Source organism: Kushneria sp. EE4 (assembly GCF_977968315.1).
Genome location: NZ_OZ386212.1, coordinates 398,231 through 414,592, shown reverse-complemented (window position 1 = coordinate 414,592; position 16,362 = coordinate 398,231). Strand labels below are relative to the sequence as shown.

Here is a 16,362-nt window from a genome sequence, read left to right as displayed (position 1 = left end):
TTGAGGTTCCCGTTTCATCGACGCTGTCGATGCTTCCCCGGGTCTCATAACACCGCTCATCTCGATAGGGATGAGCGGTCTCCCTGGTGCCTCAGCGATCCGGCAGATACTGCATTGGATCCTTCGGTTGGCCATCCTGGCGTATTTCAAAGTGCAGCTTGACGCTATCCGCGTCGGTCGAGCCCATGGTGGCGATCGTTTCACCCTGACGAACAACGTCGTTTTCCCTGACGTTCAAGGCGTCATTATGCGCATAGGCGCTGAGGAAGTGATCGTTGTGCTTGAGGATGATGAGATTGCCATAGCCGCGAACGCCATCACCGGCGTAGACGACAATACCGGGGCCGGCTGCCTTGACAGGTTGCCCCTTTTGACCAGCAATATCAATCCCGGCCGTGAGATTTGTCTTGTCCCCGAAATCACCCACGACATTGCCCTCGGTGGGCCACTGCCACTTGATGTTACTGGTAGGCGTATAGGTGCGATCGGAGCGGTCTTCGCTGGTGGTTTTGCCGGCAACGGCTGCACCGCCGGTGTCGCTTTGTCCGCTGCCGGATGCAGACGATGAACCGCTGCCCTGTGACGGTGCCGGGCGCTGGCTGTTGTCGCCGGAACCCTGGCCGCTGTCACTGCCCTGACCGCCTGCAGAGCTGCTGCCGGCGGCACTGCCGGCCGCTGCGCCTACGCCGGTGGCAGCACCCACGGCGCTCTGGGAGAGCTGACCCTGAGACGTCGTCCCCGACGCACTACCGGTATTTTGATTGCGACTGATGGTGCCCTCATCCGGTGACAGCCAGCTGTCATCGCCCCCACCGCTGTCACTGCCCGGGGCACCGCTGAGCGCTGTGGCATGCGTACCGCTGCCGCCAGCGGACGAGGCCGCAGAGGCAGAAGACATCGACGGCGCACTGACGCTGTCGTTGAGTCGCAGTGCCTGACCGGGCTCAAGGGCGTAAGGCGGCTCGAGATTGTTCAGCGACGCCAGTCGACGAAAATCGATGCCCGTTTTCCAGCCGATCGAGTAGATCGTATCGCCACGCTGGACGTGATAGATCCCGCTGGCCATCGAGCTCTGATTGAACGAGGCATCCTCCACGGCCGGAGGATTGTTGATCTGGGCACAGCCTCCCAGAACCGCCATGAGTACAACGCTGCTGCCCAGGGTGACCTGGCGCATGCGCGGATGAAATCGAATCATGTCCTGTCGTGCTCCTTTGACATTGATTGACTGTCTGTCGATATCCGTGACGAGGCCGCACCGGAGCGCTCTCCCACGGCCACTACCATCACAAATCCAATCAGCGCCAGTGCCAGCGCCATCCACAGGTGCGAAGGCTCACCGGTCACGGCCGTATAGGCTTCCGGCGAGAGCAGCTGGTACTGCAGTGGCACCACCTCGCCATCCGGCGACATCGTATAGCTTTCCAGCGACCGCCAGGGCCAGAGCACCGGCAACGACCCCAGAATAAAGCCGATCAGAAGATACAGCGTGGTGGAGTAGTGATGCCTGAAAAGCCACGACAGCACGCGTGAAAAGGTGAAAAGCCCCAGCAGACAGCCCAGCGCAAACTGCGCCATGGTCACAAGATCAAACGCTTTGATGGCGTCGATCACGGTGTGATACATGCCCATGGTCAACAGCAGAAAGCTGCCGGAGACGCCGGGCAGCAGCATGGCGCTGATTGCGATGGCACCTGCCACAAACAGCATCAGCGCGCCGCCGCCGCTGGGCAGTAGCGCCGGTAGAAAGTGGGCCAGCAGCGCCCCCAGTGCCAGCGGCACCAGAAACACCAGTCGCCAGCGATCCAGCCGCCGTGCTACCACGATCGCCGAGGCGACCACCAGCCCGAAAAAGAAGGCATTGAGCAGCAGGGTCTGGTGTTCCAGCAAATAGCTCACTACATGGGCCAGACTCAGTACACTGGCGGCCACACCGGCCAGCAGCGGGATCAGAAAGCCCAGATTGAGATGGACGATCAGCCCCTTCAGACCGTGCTCGCGCAGCGCGCCGATGGCACTCGGACCAAACCGGCGAATGGTTTCGATCAGCTCTTCATAGATGCCCGTCACAAACGCGATGGTACCGCCGGACACACCGGGCACGGAATCCGCAGCCCCCATGCCCATGCCTTTCAGAAAAAGCGTTACATGCCTTTTCACTTGTTCTACTCCAGATAAATGGGCGGCACAAAGACCGACGCGGGATGCTTGCAGGGAAGCGGCACTGACCCGGAGTCGGTGCCTGTCATGTCCCTGTCGATTCGAGGGGCGCGAGTATCGCATCGCCCCTTGCAGCTGTCTGCCCCGGGGTGTTCACCAGGGGTGAATCAGAGCAGGTCCCCGGACTGGTGGCGCTGACTGGTCAGCGCCTCAAGCCAGCCGTGGACATCGCTGATCGAGGCGTGGCGGGTAAGATCCGTCTGTAGCGGTGTAATCGACACATAACCGGCCTCGATGGCGGCGAAATCGGTGTCCTCGCCCATATCGGCGCTGGCACCGGAGGCCGCGATCCAGTAGCGGGTACGCCCCCGCGGATCCTGCAGACGCAGCGGCTGGCTGCCCTGGCCACGCTGGCCCTGTCGGGTCACCCGAAACCCCTTGAGCTCTTCCCAGGGCACATCCGGCACGTTGACGTTCAAAAGGCTGCGAGGCGGCAGGGCCAGCTGCTCGACCGCGCTGACAAGCGTTGCGGCCACGCGGCCGGCTGTCTCAAAATACTGATGACCCGCCAGCGACATGGCAATGGCGGAAAGCCCCAGCGAGCGGCCTTCCATCGCGGCGGCCACAGTGCCGGAATAAAGCACGTCGTCGCCCAGATTGGCGCCGTGATTGATGCCGGAGATCACCATGTCCACCGTCTCATCGAAGATATCGCTCACCCCGAGATAGACACAGTCCGCCGGCGTGCCATCCACGCTGTAAAACCCGCTGTCCAGCGGCGTCAGCGACAGCGGATAGGACAGCGTCAGCGAGTTGCTCGCCCCGCTGCGGTCGCGGTCCGGGGCAATGACCCGCAGTCTGGCCTGATCCACCAGCGCGTCATGCAGCGCCCTGAGCCCCGGCGCATGAACGCCGTCATCGTTGGATAGAAGCAGTCTACGCATTGGACGTCCCTGTTCATGTCAGTAAGAAAATGGATGAAATGACCCCGATCCAGGCCATTGTCCCGACGCGCTAGAGCGCCGGGTGTTGAAACAGCTCCCGCAGCACGGCCGTGGCAAATCCTCCACGGGCCAGGGAAAAATACAGCCAGACGCCCTCGCCTTCATACTCGAGCGCCGGCGATTGAAGACAAAGCCGCAGGGGACGGCGCATGGGGGTCGCACCGGCCTTCTCGATGCCCTCGGCAAGCGTTGACTCTTCGGCAGCGATGGCGCGCTCAAGATCACGCGCCTCACCGCCGACACTGCTTTCGCCTCGCCCCCACAACGGGCCGGTCGGATGAATATCCAGTGCCGTCAGCCGCGCTCGCAGCTGCTCATCCAGCGCCTGCCCGGCAAACTGGCTGGCGCTGCCTTCAAGATTGAAAACATCGCCTTCCAGCCCGTTGGACCAGCTGTCCTGTTCGATACGCGCCGCCAGCACCTGGTTGAACAGGAAACTGCGCGCGCTCGACAGCAAAAATCCATCCCGGTCCTGCTTTTTCTTCCAGCCACGTGCCATCAGAGTTCTGGCACGCGTGAGATTGCTGCCCTGATGACCAAAGCGTTGCGGGCCGAAATAGTTCGGCACCCCGCGCTCCACCAGCGCGTTCCAGCGCGTCTCGAGCGAGCCCCGGGTGACGGCCTCGCCGGTGACATACAGGGCAAAGCGATTGGCGCGATGTACGCCGCGACGCAGCTTGCGCGGGTGTCGGCCAGCGTCCAGAAGCCGCAACCCCTCCATCTCGACCTGCTCGGCCAGATCCAAAGGGGTGGGACGACCCGTCAGCGCGACCGACACCCACTGACGCGTCAGCGCGGTATGATCCTTGAGACCGCTGACCCCGATATCGCGCGGCGCCACCTCAAGACACTGCGCCAGATGACGAATCAGCTGCGCCGTGGACAGATTGCGCTTTTCACAGTGCAGCCAGAGATGCTCGCCTGCCCCTTCGGGGGTAAAGGCCATCTGCTCTTCGACCCGAAAGGCTTCGGGGAATTCACGAAACCGCCCTGAGTGCGGCGGCGTGCCAAGGCTTCTGGCCCAGTCGGGCAGCGGCGACTCCGGCGCCTCGCTCACGTTTTGTGTCATGCCGCCTCGTCATGGCGCATCAAAAGCGCCACGGCTTCCACGGCAATGCCCTCACCACGGCCGGTAAACCCGAGCTTTTCGGTGGTCGTGGCCTTGACGTTGACACATGACAGCGCCAGTCCGATGTCCTCGGCAATGACCTCTCGCATGGCGCCGATATGCGGTGCCATTTTGGGTGCCTGGGCCAGAATGGTGATATCGACGTTGATCAGGGCAAATCCTTCGCGCTGAATCAGCGACACCACGTGACGCAGCAGCGCGCGACTGTCGGCGCCGCGCCACTGCTCGTCGGTGTCGGGGAAGTGCTGACCGATATCGCCGAGCGCGGCCGCCCCCAGCAGCGCATCGCTTAACGCATGCAGCACCACATCGCCATCGGAGTGCGCCACGAAACCGTGATCGAAGTCCACGCGCACCCCGCCCAGCATCAGATGATCGCCCTCGCCGAAGCGGTGAACATCAAAGCCGTGACCGATACGCAGCCGGGCGAGCATGGAAGGGTCAGATAGGCTCATGGCCGGGTTCCTTGTCCGAAAGATATAACCGGGATGTGTCCTGCTGGGCACGCAGAATCTGCGCGACCAGCGCCAGATCCTCGGGATGGGTAATTTTCAGGTTGTCGCTTCGCCCGGTGACCAGCAGCGGCGCATGGCCCAGCCGCTCGACGCCCGAGGCTTCATCGGTCATCAAAAATCGGTCGCTTGCGGCCCTGTCAAAGGCCTCGCGCAAAATGCCATAGCGAAAGCCCTGCGGCGTCAGGGCGCGCCAGAGCCCCTGACGCGGCACGGTTTCATCGATGCGCTGGTCGCTGTCCTGACGCTTGAGGGTGTCAGTAACCGGTGCCGCCAGCAGCCCGCCCACCGGGTCATCCCCGATGGCGTCCATCAAACGGTGCAGATCCGCTACGGTCACACACGGGCGCGCCACATCATGGACCAGTACCCAGTCATCGCTGTGGGCGTGATCGGTCAGCCAGTCAATGCCGGCACGCACCGAGTTCACGCGCTCATCGCCGCCGTCCAGGCGCTGCCAGCGTTCAAAGGGCACCATGGACTCATGAAACCACTGGTCCTCGCTGTCCAGACACAGTAGCAGGGTCGTCTCCGGGAAGGCCTCATGCAGCCGCGAGAGCGTACACGCCAGCACCGCGGCATCATCGAGCAGCAGATACTGCTTGGGACAGGCCGCGCGCATTCGAGTACCGCGGCCGGCCGCCGGTACGATCAACCATTGCGGGGCGCTCATGGCTCTCTCCCGGCCAGCTCGTCACGGGCTTCATCGGCGCTCTGGTCGGCCCCCGGCGGGGCCACGGGCGTGGGGTTACGGCTGGCCTTTTCACTGGGCACCCAGAAAAACTGCTCATCGTTGCGGATCATGCCCAGGTCATTGCGCCCGCGCTCCTCGATCGCATCAAGGCCGTTTTTCAGATCCACCACTTCGGCGGCAAGACGGTCGTTGCGGTCGGTCAGCAGCTGGTTGCTCTGCTGGAGCTCATCGGCGCGCGATTTGACGCGACTGTGCTCCAGAAGGCCGCCATCACCCAGCCAGAGCTGATACTGCAGCGCCGCCAGCACGACCACCAGCGCGATTGAAATCCATTTGAGCATCGTGATCTATATCGTTGTCGGCCGAAGCGGCCCTCGGGAAAGCCGCAATTATGCCATTATCAGGCCGTGGATCGTCCAGCAGACACGCCAGGGCACGGACAAACGTGAAAATCCTGCCTCGTTGCAACGGGGCAGGTGTGCCCCGTTTCACGCTACCAGCGCCGGATCACATCGGCGTGCAGCGAATAGAGATCCAAGCGCTGAACGTCGAGCGCCTGGTGCTCAAGGTGGGCGCGGTCGCGAAAATAGCATTCAAGGGTTTTCGTAATGGTCGAGAAGGCCAGTTCGGACCAGGGGATGTCCTCTTCCCGGAAAAGGCACACTTCAAGGCTTTCCGGTCCCGCCGCAAAGGCTGGCGTTTGATCATCGCGCAGTCTTGCCAGATAGATCATGTAGACCTGATTGATATGGGGCAGATCGACCATGGTATAAAGCCCGCCCAGCTCGATCTCGGCGCAGGCCTCTTCGCGGGTTTCGCGAATGGCGGCCTCGGGCGTGGTTTCCCCGTTTTCCATGAACCCGGCCGGCAGGGTCCAGCACCCTTCTCGCGGGGCGATGGCACGGCGGCACAGCAGTATCCGATCACCGATAACGGGTAGACTGCCGGCCACGATGCGTGGATTCTGATAGTGGATGGTGCCGCAGTTATCACATAGATAGCGCGGACGATCGTCGTCCGATGGAATGGCAAAGCGCACCGGCGCGCCGCAATGGCTGCAAAAATTCATGCTTTCCTCGTCGCTTACGGCGAGTGACCGAACGCTTTACACTACGTCTGATCACCTCATGTGTCGATTGGCGATTGTGCCATGACACGCTGGTCTTTCTGCTGGACGGTGTCCCCTATGCTGCTGACGGCACAACATCGACTCAAGGACTATCGACCGACGCAGCTTGGCGGCAGCCATCCACGCGCCGCCGTGCTGATGCCGATCATCAACCATGACCCGCCAACGCTTTTGCTGACGCGGCGCAACGCGCGCTTGAGCTCTCATGCCGGTCAGGTCGCCTTTCCCGGCGGCAAGATGGACCCCGAAGACGACAGCCTTGAGGCCTGCGCCCTGCGCGAAAGTTTTGAAGAGATCGGCCTGCCGCCCGGACAGGTCCGTCTGCTGGGCCGGCTGTCCGATCGCTTTTCCGCCAACGGCATGATCGTGACGCCCTTTGTCGGGCTGATCGAACCCGGCGTGCCCTTGACGCCCAGTCCCGACGAAATCGATACCATTTTCGAAGTCGAGCTGGCCCGTTTGATGACCGACCCGCGCGAGCATACCGACGTCATTTACGATGACGACGAGCGCTGGTACGTGCCCAGCTACACGATTCTGGAGCACACGCTCTGGGGGCTGTCAGCGATGATGGTGGTCGAGCTTTTAAACGTGGCCTTTCAGGTGGATATCGGGCTTGATCGATACCCTGAAACCTCGACCCTTCGCCATCTTCCCCCTCGACCGTCACGCAGGCACCGGCCATGAGCACTGTTGTCGATGATTTCGACCGCCAGTATCGTACGCTACTGGCCGCCTCTTCGCTGGACTCCGAGCGCATCGATACGCTTATCGAGGATCTGATCCATCAGGGTTTCAGCTACCAGCGCGACTTCTTCTCCCCGCCCCTGATCGATGCCCTGCTGGCGGACCTCGAACGTCTTGAAGCCTGTGACGCCCTGGCAAGCGCCGGCATCGGCCGGCTCAATGAGCACCAGCTGGCCACCAGCATTCGCGGGGACGCCATTCGCTGGCTGAACCGCGAGAGTCCGGCACAGCAGGTCTATCTCGAGCGCCTGGACGAACTTCGCAGCCAGATCAATCGCTCGCTTTTTATCGGTCTTTTCGAGTTCGAAGCCCACTTTGCCCGCTATCCACCGGGCGCCTTTTACAAGCGTCATGTGGACAGCTTTCAGGGCCGTGCCAATCGGGTCATCTCCACGGTGACCTACCTCAATCGCGACTGGCCCGCTGATGGCGGCGGCGAGATGGTACTGTTCGAGAGCCAGCAGCAGGGGCCGAACGGCTTTGATCCCGACGCCTCGATTCGCGAAATGACTCGGGTGCTTCCCGAGGCCGGCACCCTGGCCTGCTTTTTATCGGACACCGTGCCTCATGAAGTGCTGCCGACCCGACTGCCGCGGGCCAGCATCGCCGGCTGGTTTCGGCGCAACGCCTCGGTCAACGGTGTGGTCGACCCGGCCCGCTAGCCTCTTCTAGTCCACCGAACGCGCCGTCGCCCGGACGGTGCCCTCTCCCTTGAATACCGACGATCATTAAAGTTCGGCGCCCCGAGGCCGACATCAGGGGATGATCGCAACCCCGAAAGCCTTGAAAGCAGCAGGGGTTGCCCGAGTTCTTTTCTCCTCCGAGATCGCACCCTGATGAAATTCCTGCTCATGTTGCTGACGGCTTTTTTGCTTGCGTGCAGTGCCGGCGCTCAGGCGCAGACTCGCCTTGCAGGTGATCGGGTAACGCTCAGCGGTTTCGGTACGCTGGGGCTCATCCACAGCGATCAGGGCAGGGCCGATTTCGTACGTGACACCGGCCAGCCCAAAGGCGCCGAGAAGGGATGGAGCGCCCGGACCGATACGCGTCTGGGGCTGCAGGCCAGCGTGCGTCTGACCGACGAACTCGACACCGTGGTACAGGGCATGAGCCAGTACCACAGCTCGGGGGACTTCAGCCCCGAACTGATGCTGGCCTTTGTGCGCTATGCCCCTGATCCGGGCCTGCAGATGCGCGTCGGCCGTCTGGGCTGGGATGTCGATCTGCTCTCGGAGTCGCGCTATGTCGGCTACGCCTACCCCTGGGTCCGCCCGCCGGTCGACCACTTTGGTGTACTGCAGCTGACCTATATCGACGGCGCCGATGTCACCTTCACGCGCCCGGTCGGCGAGGATCTGGCCTGGGCGCGCTTTTTTGCCGGCACCTCCGACAGCCGGTTTTTCATGTCGGATGCGCTGGAAGCCGACTTTGATGCCCACAGCGTGATTGGCGGCCATCTCAACTACGAGACAGGGCCGTGGCGGTTTCGCGCCGGCTATACCCGGATTCAATCGGATGTCAGTTTCAGCGGTGACGATGCCGACCTGATCGGCCAGTTTCTAAACGTCAACGCCAATGACTATTTAAACCGCTTGAGCGGCTTTGACGAGCTGCAGGTCTACTCGCTGGGCGCCGCCTACAGCTCGGGTCCCCTGCAGCTTCAGGCCATCTGGAATCGCGATTTTTTTGCCGGAGGCGACATCTGGCTGGACACCGGCTTTGTCTCCGCGGCATGGCGCATGAACCAATGGACGCCCTACGCCATGCTGTCGGGCATAAGAACGCATGACGACGGCGAAGATCCACTCGATGCAAGAATCGAGCAGAACACCTGGTCGCTGGGCCTTCGCTACGACGTGGCCACCAACCTGGCGCTCAAGGCCCAGTTTGACCGCATCCATACCCGCTCCCCCGGGCTCCTGTGGCGCGGCTACGACGACGGCTGGAAGGATGATCACTCCAATCTTGTCAGCCTCGGGCTGGATTTCATCTTTTAAGGATATCTCCATGACCCGCCATATGCGCCTTATGCGCCTGACCACAACGGTTATGCTTATCATCGCCACCTCGGCCACGGCCCGGGCCGACATTGCCATCGTCATCAACGATGCCAGCCCGGTCCATCAGATCAGCCACAGCGAGGCGGTTAATATCTTCATGGGCCGCTATCGCCGACTGCCCAACAACAGCGTGGCCCTGCCGATCGACCAGGCCCCGCTCAAGGCGCGCTTTTACAGGGCGCTGGTCCAGAAAGACGTCGCCGAGATCAACTCCTACTGGGCCAGGCTGGTCTTTTCAGGCCGCGCCTCGCCGCCACAGCAGGCAGCCACGCTTGATGACGTTGTGGACATCGTCACGCACAACAGCAATGCGCTCGGCTATGTCGATGCCGCCCATATGCCGCCTCACATGCGCGTTTTATTAACGCTGAGTGAATAGCCATGAAACACCTTGTGAGGCTCTTTCGCAGTCGTCTGGCCCTGCGGGCGGCCGCCAGCATCGTGGTCATCGTGGGCGTTCTGGGGGTGGCCTTTTTGCTGACGGCGGTGCACCTGCGCGGCGAATCCGAAAAGCAGATCCAGCAGATGCGCCTTGAAGGCCTGATCTCCACGGTCGAGCGCACCGTCCAGATTGCCTGTTTTCTGGACGATGCCCAGCTGGCCGGCGAGGTCACCCAGGGACTTTTGAGCAATCGCATCGTGCGCGAGGCGCGGCTGCTTCGTGGCGATGGTACAACGCTTGCCGAGCGCGTCACGGCCAGCCATCACGACAGCGGCACCCCGCTTTCACGAACGATCGACTCGCCCTTCGAGCCGGGCCAGAGCGTGTGTGAGCTGACCCTGGTACCGGACCAGGACTGGATCGACAGCATGGTTAATGATGCCACGCGGTTTTTGTCCGGCGCCCTCATCCTGCAGCTTCTGGGGATCGGGGTAAGTGTAATTCTGGTGGTGTTTTATTTCGTCACCCGCCCCATCAGCGACATTTCCCAAAAGCTTCACGCCCTTGAGGCAGAAACGGGCCAGAAACTGCCCTCGCCCAGCGGCCACAACAAGGACGAGATCGGCCGGCTGGTACTCAGCGTCAACGCCATGATCGACCGGCTGGTCAACAGCCTGAGCGAGGAGCGCCGTCAGCGGCTGGCTCGGGAAATCGAGGAGCGACGCTATCGCACCCTGTTTGACAACGTCGAGGCCGGCATTTTCGAGCTGGACGGTCAGGGGCAGCTGCTGTCGGCCAATCCAGCCTTCTGGCGTCTGTTTCTGGAAGGTAAAACGCCGGATTTTGGCGACCCGCCCATCGTGTTCACAAGCCTTGCCGGTGAAGGCGCGCCGACTATCCAGGAGCTGACCGGGCGCCGGGCGCATCGGGACGGCGCCCGCCAGTGGGAAATGGCCGTGGGCGATGGCGCTCACCGGCGCTGGGCCAGTGTCATGGTCAGCCGTCTGGAAGAGGGCCGTCTGCAGGGCGTGGCGCACGATATTACCGAGCGCCGTCGCGCCGCCGAGACGGCTGAAAAACTGGCCGTAACGGACCCGCTGACCGGGCTGGGCAATCGCCTGGGGTTCGAGCGCCGCCTCGAGCTGATCCAGCGCTATCAGCGCCTTCAACCCGATCATCAGCATGCGCTGATGGTGCTCGACTTTGATCACTTCAAGCAGGTCAACGACGTGTATGGCCACCATGCCGGCGATGAGGTGCTCAGACAGATTGCCGATATGCTGCGCGATATATCACGCCAGCATGACTACCCGGCGCGGCTGGGTGGTGACGAATTCGTGCTGATGCTTGATCATCGAACGCCCCGGACCGAGCTGGACGCTCTGGCCCGGCGGCTGATCGACAGCATCAACCGCCCCCTGACGCTTGAAAGCGGACAGCAGGTACAGGTAGGCATCAGTATCGGCATTGCGGTACTGGGCAGCGATACCGGCGACGTCCAGACCCTGGTGCAGCTGGCCGACCGGGCGATGTATCGGGCCAAGCGGGAAGGCCGCAATACCTGGCGTCTGCACGACCCGACCCTCCCTTTTGATCCCTGAGCATCTCAGGCGTCAGGACAACGGCCGCGCACCCGCATCGCCGTGCGCTTCACGGTCAAAGCGCGCGTTATCCTCATGCGCGGCTTCTTCGGCCTCGTCCTTTTCTGCCTGGGTCTCGGCACCGGCCACCATCTTTTCGGTCACTTCAAGCTCGGCCCCCACCACGGACTGCACCGGGTGAGCCGCAAAGGGCGCCACCGGCTGCGGCGCCGGGCGCACGCTGCGACGCCACATGAAAAAAAGCGCCATGATCGTCGAGATAATGGCAAAACCGTAAAACAGGCCGTTGCCCCCGGTCTGCCCCATGATGCCGGTGAGCATCGGCGCGCTGAGCGTGCAGCCCACGGCGTTGATCAGCAAAAGCCCCTGGCTCATGCCCACCAGCGCCTGCGGCGGCGCCCGGTCGGCGGCGTGGCTCATGGCCACCGGGTAGAGCGAAAACGCCACGCCCCCGAACACGAACAGCACGATACCCAGCGCCAGCTCGCTGATGGCCGCCGCCAGTGGCAGCGCAAGTGACAGGGCAATCAGGGCCATGCCCAGCACAATCAGAACAATCTGGCGGTCGTGGCGGTCCGACCAGCGTCCCATGGGGTACTGCAGCGCCATGCCGCCAACAATGACCACCGCCATGAACTGCCCCAGCCGCTCGACCGACAGCCCCGACTGCTGCAGATACAGCGGCAACAGCGAATAGAGCGCCGCCACGATCAGCCCCGAACCAAAAACGCCCATGACCCCGGTCGGCGTCACACGCACCAGCCGCCATGGCGGCAGCGGCACGGCGTGTTCCAGCAGCGGCGACACGCGAGGAATGATGCCAAGCGGCAGCACCGACAGCGTTGCCAGCATGCCGATCACCACATAGGGTGTGGCATCAAAGGGGGCCTCGAAAAGCCCGAGCAGCAGCTGGCCCAGCGCCAGCGCGGCGTAGAGCGAAATCATGTAAAAGGCCAGAATCTGACCGCGGCGGGTCGAATCGCTGCTGGTCAAAAGCCAGCTCTCGATGACCAGATAGACCCCCACCGTGGCCCAGCCGCCCACCAGACGCATGGCAAACCACCAGCCCGCATCCAGCCACAGCGCCTGGGCCAGAGCCGCCGCCGCCACCAGCGAGGCAAAGCAGGCGTAGGCCCGAATATGGCCGATGCGCAGCAGCAGCCGATCGTTGAACACCGCCCCCAGCGCCAGCCCCACGTAGTAGGCCGACGACACCCAGCCGATGGTTTCCACCGAGGCGCCGGCGTTATCGAGGCGCAGCGTCACAAGAGTCGAGAGAAACCCGTTGCCCAGGGCCAGTATGAAAAGCCCCAGCAGCGGCGGCAGGATCAGTGTCAGCAGTGGACGAGCCATATCTTCCTCACAGGGTGGTCGATGTGAATGGGTCCGGGCGCAACGCCTCTTCCACCATACACAAGTCGGCGTCTTTCACTACCGGGGCGCTCGCACTCCACCCTGACAGGAAGGTATGGTTCAGGGCAGTCGATTAGGCGCCTTTTAAGAAAAGGGCGCGCCATCCGACCATGAAGCCGCGGATTCAACTGGTTATACTCCCCGTCGATTTCGACACCACCAAAGCGTAGCAATGACGATGAAAGACAACTGGCAGGCGCGCCTTATCATGCGTCTCTGGCAAGTGCTCTCACGACGCACGCCGCATACGCTGTGGCAGCTGGCCTCAAGGTTCGAACCCGTCTACAGCCTGATCGGCGTACGCGAACGCCGCGTCACGCGCATGAATCTGCGCCAGGCCTTCCCGGAGGTCAGCGACGAGGCGCGCCGAGCGCAGATTCATGACAGCCTGCGCCATTCGATCGCCACCATGATGGAGCTGGGCTTTGCCTGGCAGGGCGACCCTGACGCCGTGGAACAATCGATTGTCGAGGTACACGGCCGCGAACTGCTCGATGAGGCGCGCGCCGAGGGCCGTGGCGTGATCGTGCTGGCGCCCCATTTTGGCAACTGGGAGATCCTTAACTTCTGGCTGTCCAGCCACTTTCCGTTTACGGCCATGTACGAGCCGCCCAAGATCGACGCGCTGGACCCGGTCATTCGAAACGGGCGCGAGCGCATGGGCGCAAGCCTTGTGCCCACCACCTCTCGCGGCGTGGCGGCGCTTTTGAAGGCGCTCAAGCGCAGCGAGGCGATCGGTATTCTGCCGGATCAGGTGCCCGACTGGGGCAGCGGCGAGTTTGCCGACTTTTTCGGCTATCCCGCCTATACCGCCACCCTGCTGCCACGACTGGTTTCGCGTACCGATGCGCGCGTGGTCACGGGCGTGGCCAAACGGCGCGAGGATCGCCGTGGCTTTGACATCCACTTTATCAAGGCCGATGAGCGAGTCTACGCCCAGGAAGACGAGGCGCTCTCGGCGCGCGGCGTCAACGCCAGTGTTGAGACCGCCATCGCGCTGGATCCCATGCAGTATCAGTGGGAGTACAAGCGCTACCGCCGCACGCCGGGTCAGCGCGAGAACACGCCCGGCTGGCGCGAGCGTCGGTTTTACAAACAGGGGCGCAGCGGGCGCAAGCTCTGACCCGGCCCCACCTCTGGCCCGATGCAGCCTTTCAGGCGCCGCTGCCCGGCGCCTGACTCAGTCGCGGAAGTTGTCATACTGCAGCGGCAAATCCGGCCCCTCCTCGCTTTTCAACAGCGCGATGGCCTGCTGCAGGTCATCGCGCTTTTTGCCGGTCACGCGCACCTTGTCGCCCTGAATGGCGCTTTGCACCTTGAGCTTTGACTCCTTGAGCTGCTTGACGATTGCCTTGCAGTCGGGCTGCTCCAGCCCCTGCTTGAGCTGCACTTCCTGACGCGCCTTGACGCCTGACAGCACGGGTTCCTGCTCGTCCATGCAGCGCGCATCGATGCCCCGGGCAATCAGTTTGGCGCGCAGGATGTCGAGCATCTGCTTGAGCTGAAAGTCGGCATCGGCTTCCAGCGACACCTTTTCGCCTTCCAGCGTGAAACTGGCGGCCACGCCGCGAAAGTCAAAGCGCGTTTGCACCTCGCGGTTGGCCTGATCCACGGCGTTGGTCGCTTCGTGCTTGTCGAATTCGGACACGATATCGAAAGAGGGCATGGCCTAGTCTCCTGAATACACCAAAAGGGCTGATTCTAGCCGACTCCGGGGGCAAGGCCCATTCATCCGAGGCGGCTTTCGTGTTCAAGGCGGCAGGTCGGCAGGACATGGCACTTGATATCGGGCCAAACGCAGCGACCGCTATCGATCGAACACCGCTTTCCCTTACAGTGTCATGGCCTGGTGTTCTGACGTGGCCGACACGTCCAATAAAAAGTAACGCACGTCAGACTCGGGTCACCGATAACAATCGCCGGTATCAAACGGCACACAATAAGACGTTACTCGGGAGTTCCCGCATGGTTGCCGATACGCAACAACCCGGGCGGGCCCAGCGCCGCTCGACACGCTGGCTCAACGCCATCGAACGCCTGGGCAATCGCCTGCCCGACCCCTTTATGCTGTTTGTCGCACTGGCCGTATTCGTGCTGGTCGCCTCCATCATCTTCGCCGCCGTGGGAGCCAGCGTCGTGCTGCCGGCCACGGGCGAGACCCAGCCGATTCGAAGCCTGATCTCCGGTGAGGGCGTGCGCTTCATTCTGGAATCGATGCTGACCAACTTCACCGGCTTTGCCCCGCTGGGGCTGGTACTGTCGATGATGCTGGGCATCGGTCTTGCCGAAAAGATCGGCCTGCTGGACGTGCTCATTCGCCGCACGGTGATGTCCGCACCCGCGCAACTGGTGACCTACACGGTTGCCTTTACCGGCATCATGATGAACGTGGCCTCCGATGCCTCGCTGATCCTGCTGCCGCCGCTGGCGGCGATGGTCTATCACGGCCTGGGGCGCCACCCGGTCGCGGGACTGGCGCTGGGGTTTGCCAGTGCCGGCGCCGGCTTTACCGCCAACCTTCTAATCGTGGGCACCGATGCGCTGCTGTCCGGCATCTCTACCGAAGCCGCGCGGTTGATCGACCCCGAAATGGTGGTGACCCCGGTCGACAACTGGTATTTCAACTGCCTGTCGGTGGTGGTACTGACGGTGGTCGCCGCCCAGATCAGCGAGCGCATTACCGAGCCGCGGCTGGGCACCTACCAGGGCGATGTCGAACGACTCGAACATGACGAGCCGGTCAATGCCGGGCGCGGGCTGCGCAACGCCGGCATTACGGCGCTTTTGTATCTGGGCGGTCTGGCCACGCTGGTACTCTGGCCCGACTCGCCGCTTAAAAACGACGACGGCGGACTGATCCCCTCGCCGTTTCTCTCCGGCATCATCCCGATCATCCTGCTCTTTTTCATCGCGGTCAGCGTGGCCTACGGCGTGACCACCGGCAAAATCAAAAACTCCCGGGACGTCTCGGAGCGCATGGCCGAGGCCATGCGCGATCTGGGCGGCTATATCGTGCTGATCTTTGCCGCCTCGCAGTTCATTGCCTGGTTCGGCTGGACCCACATCGGCAGCTGGCTGGCGGTCAACGGCGCCGAGATGCTCACCTCGATCAATTTTACCGGACTGCCGGTGATCATCTGCTACATCCTCTTTACCGGATTCATGAACCTGCTGATCTTCTCGGGGTCGGCAAAGTGGGCGCTGGAAGCCCCCATTTTCGTGCCGCTTTTCATGCAGCTGGGCTACCACCCGGGCTTTATCCAGATGGCCTACCGCGTGGCGGACTCCTCGACCAACATCATCTCGCCGCTTAATCCCTACATGGTGGTGGTGCTGACCTTTATCCGCAAATACGACCGTGAGGCGGGGCTGGGCACGCTGATTTCGCTGATGCTGCCTTATACCCTGGCGTTTTTGAGCATCTGGATTGTCATGCTGGTGGGCTTTTATCTGCTGGGACTGCCCTTTGGTCCGGGCGTTTACGGTCGAATGTGAGTCGCTGGTTTATATCGGTGGCAGGTCATGATCTGC

General features: G+C 62.5%; 17 protein-coding genes. 7 read left to right on the top strand and 10 right to left on the bottom strand.

Going from position 1 to position 16,362, the window contains the following annotated elements; translation table 11 throughout:
* Nucleotides 1-91: 91 nt before the first annotated feature.
* From ACXMYO_RS01935 to ACXMYO_RS01900, 8 genes are all read right to left on the bottom strand, one after another.
* Entirely contained in the window at nt 92-1,198 is a 1,107-nt protein-coding gene (locus ACXMYO_RS01935) for a peptidoglycan DD-metalloendopeptidase family protein (RefSeq protein WP_457807644.1), read from the bottom strand.
* The gene (locus ACXMYO_RS01930; RefSeq protein WP_438766429.1) at nt 1,195-2,160 is read right to left on the bottom strand and encodes a DUF368 domain-containing protein; all 966 of its coding nucleotides are present in this window, start codon (nt 2,158-2,160) and stop codon (nt 1,195-1,197) included. Before ACXMYO_RS01930 ends, ACXMYO_RS01935 begins: the two co-directional genes overlap by 4 nt.
* 167 nt (nt 2,161-2,327) lie before the next feature.
* Nucleotides 2,328-3,104: a 5'/3'-nucleotidase SurE gene (surE, locus tag ACXMYO_RS01925; RefSeq protein ID WP_115854846.1), complete on the bottom strand. Its 777-nt coding sequence runs from the start codon at nt 3,102-3,104 to the stop codon at nt 2,328-2,330.
* A 70-nt stretch (nt 3,105-3,174) separates the two neighbouring features.
* Nucleotides 3,175-4,233 (bottom strand): tRNA pseudouridine(13) synthase TruD, encoded by a 1,059-nt coding sequence (gene truD, locus ACXMYO_RS01920; RefSeq protein WP_457807643.1) that lies wholly within the window; start codon nt 4,231-4,233, stop codon nt 3,175-3,177.
* Nucleotides 4,230-4,715, bottom strand: a complete 486-nt coding sequence (gene ispF / locus ACXMYO_RS01915) for a 2-C-methyl-D-erythritol 2,4-cyclodiphosphate synthase (protein WP_438768364.1) — start codon at nt 4,713-4,715, stop codon at nt 4,230-4,232. Before ispF ends, truD begins: the two co-directional genes overlap by 4 nt.
* A 19-nt stretch (nt 4,716-4,734) precedes the next feature.
* Nucleotides 4,735-5,478, bottom strand: coding sequence for a 2-C-methyl-D-erythritol 4-phosphate cytidylyltransferase (gene ispD, locus ACXMYO_RS01910; protein ID WP_457807642.1), 744 nt, complete (start codon nt 5,476-5,478; stop codon nt 4,735-4,737).
* Nucleotides 5,475-5,840 carry a cell division protein FtsB gene (gene ftsB, locus ACXMYO_RS01905; protein ID WP_438766425.1) on the bottom strand — a complete coding sequence of 122 codons (366 nt, stop codon included), beginning with the start codon at nt 5,838-5,840 and terminating at the stop codon, nt 5,475-5,477. The genes ispD and ftsB overlap by 4 nt, the downstream gene beginning before the upstream one ends.
* Nucleotides 5,841-5,992: 152 nt before the next feature.
* On the bottom strand, nt 5,993-6,568 hold the full coding sequence (locus ACXMYO_RS01900; RefSeq protein WP_457807641.1) for an NUDIX hydrolase: 576 nt from the start codon (nt 6,566-6,568) through the stop codon (nt 5,993-5,995).
* 81 nt (nt 6,569-6,649) lie between these two features.
* Between ACXMYO_RS01900 and ACXMYO_RS01895 the strand changes: the two genes are divergently transcribed.
* The 5 genes from ACXMYO_RS01895 (at nt 6,650) to ACXMYO_RS01875 (ending at nt 11,418) form a co-directional block, all read left to right on the top strand.
* Nucleotides 6,650-7,315 carry a CoA pyrophosphatase gene (locus ACXMYO_RS01895; protein WP_457807640.1) on the top strand — a complete coding sequence of 222 codons (666 nt, stop codon included), beginning with the start codon at nt 6,650-6,652 and terminating at the stop codon, nt 7,313-7,315.
* Complete coding sequence (locus ACXMYO_RS01890) at nt 7,312-8,037, top strand: 2OG-Fe(II) oxygenase (RefSeq protein WP_457807639.1); 726 nt, start codon at nt 7,312-7,314, stop codon at nt 8,035-8,037. Before ACXMYO_RS01895 ends, ACXMYO_RS01890 begins: the two co-directional genes overlap by 4 nt.
* A gap of 189 nt (nt 8,038-8,226) precedes the next feature.
* Nucleotides 8,227-9,372, top strand: a complete 1,146-nt coding sequence (locus ACXMYO_RS01885; protein ID WP_457807638.1) for a porin — start codon at nt 8,227-8,229, stop codon at nt 9,370-9,372.
* 10 nt (nt 9,373-9,382) lie between these two features.
* Entirely contained in the window at nt 9,383-9,814 is a 432-nt protein-coding gene (locus ACXMYO_RS01880) for a hypothetical protein (protein ID WP_438766415.1), read from the top strand.
* Between the two features lie 2 nt (nt 9,815-9,816).
* A complete protein-coding gene (locus ACXMYO_RS01875) occupies nt 9,817-11,418 on the top strand; it encodes a diguanylate cyclase domain-containing protein (RefSeq protein ID WP_457807637.1) in 1,602 nt (533 codons plus the stop codon).
* A gap of 12 nt (nt 11,419-11,430) precedes the next feature.
* Here the strand turns inward: ACXMYO_RS01875 and ACXMYO_RS01870 are convergent, their stop codons facing one another.
* A complete protein-coding gene (locus tag ACXMYO_RS01870; RefSeq protein ID WP_438766412.1) occupies nt 11,431-12,771 on the bottom strand; it encodes an MFS transporter in 1,341 nt (446 codons plus the stop codon).
* A gap of 232 nt (nt 12,772-13,003) precedes the next feature.
* Here ACXMYO_RS01870 and ACXMYO_RS01865 point away from each other — a divergent pair, with 232 nt between their 5' ends.
* Nucleotides 13,004-13,954, top strand: a complete 951-nt coding sequence (locus ACXMYO_RS01865) for a lysophospholipid acyltransferase family protein (protein ID WP_457807636.1) — start codon at nt 13,004-13,006, stop codon at nt 13,952-13,954.
* 57 nt (nt 13,955-14,011) lie between these two features.
* Here ACXMYO_RS01865 and ACXMYO_RS01860 read toward each other — a convergent pair whose 3' ends face one another.
* Nucleotides 14,012-14,497, bottom strand: coding sequence for a YajQ family cyclic di-GMP-binding protein (locus ACXMYO_RS01860; RefSeq protein WP_438766410.1), 486 nt, complete (start codon nt 14,495-14,497; stop codon nt 14,012-14,014).
* Between the two features lie 299 nt (nt 14,498-14,796).
* On the opposite strand from ACXMYO_RS01860, the gene ACXMYO_RS01855 reads away from it, so the two are divergent.
* The gene (locus ACXMYO_RS01855; protein ID WP_457807635.1) at nt 14,797-16,326 is read left to right on the top strand and encodes an AbgT family transporter; all 1,530 of its coding nucleotides are present in this window, start codon (nt 14,797-14,799) and stop codon (nt 16,324-16,326) included.
* Nucleotides 16,327-16,362 lie beyond the last annotated feature (36 nt).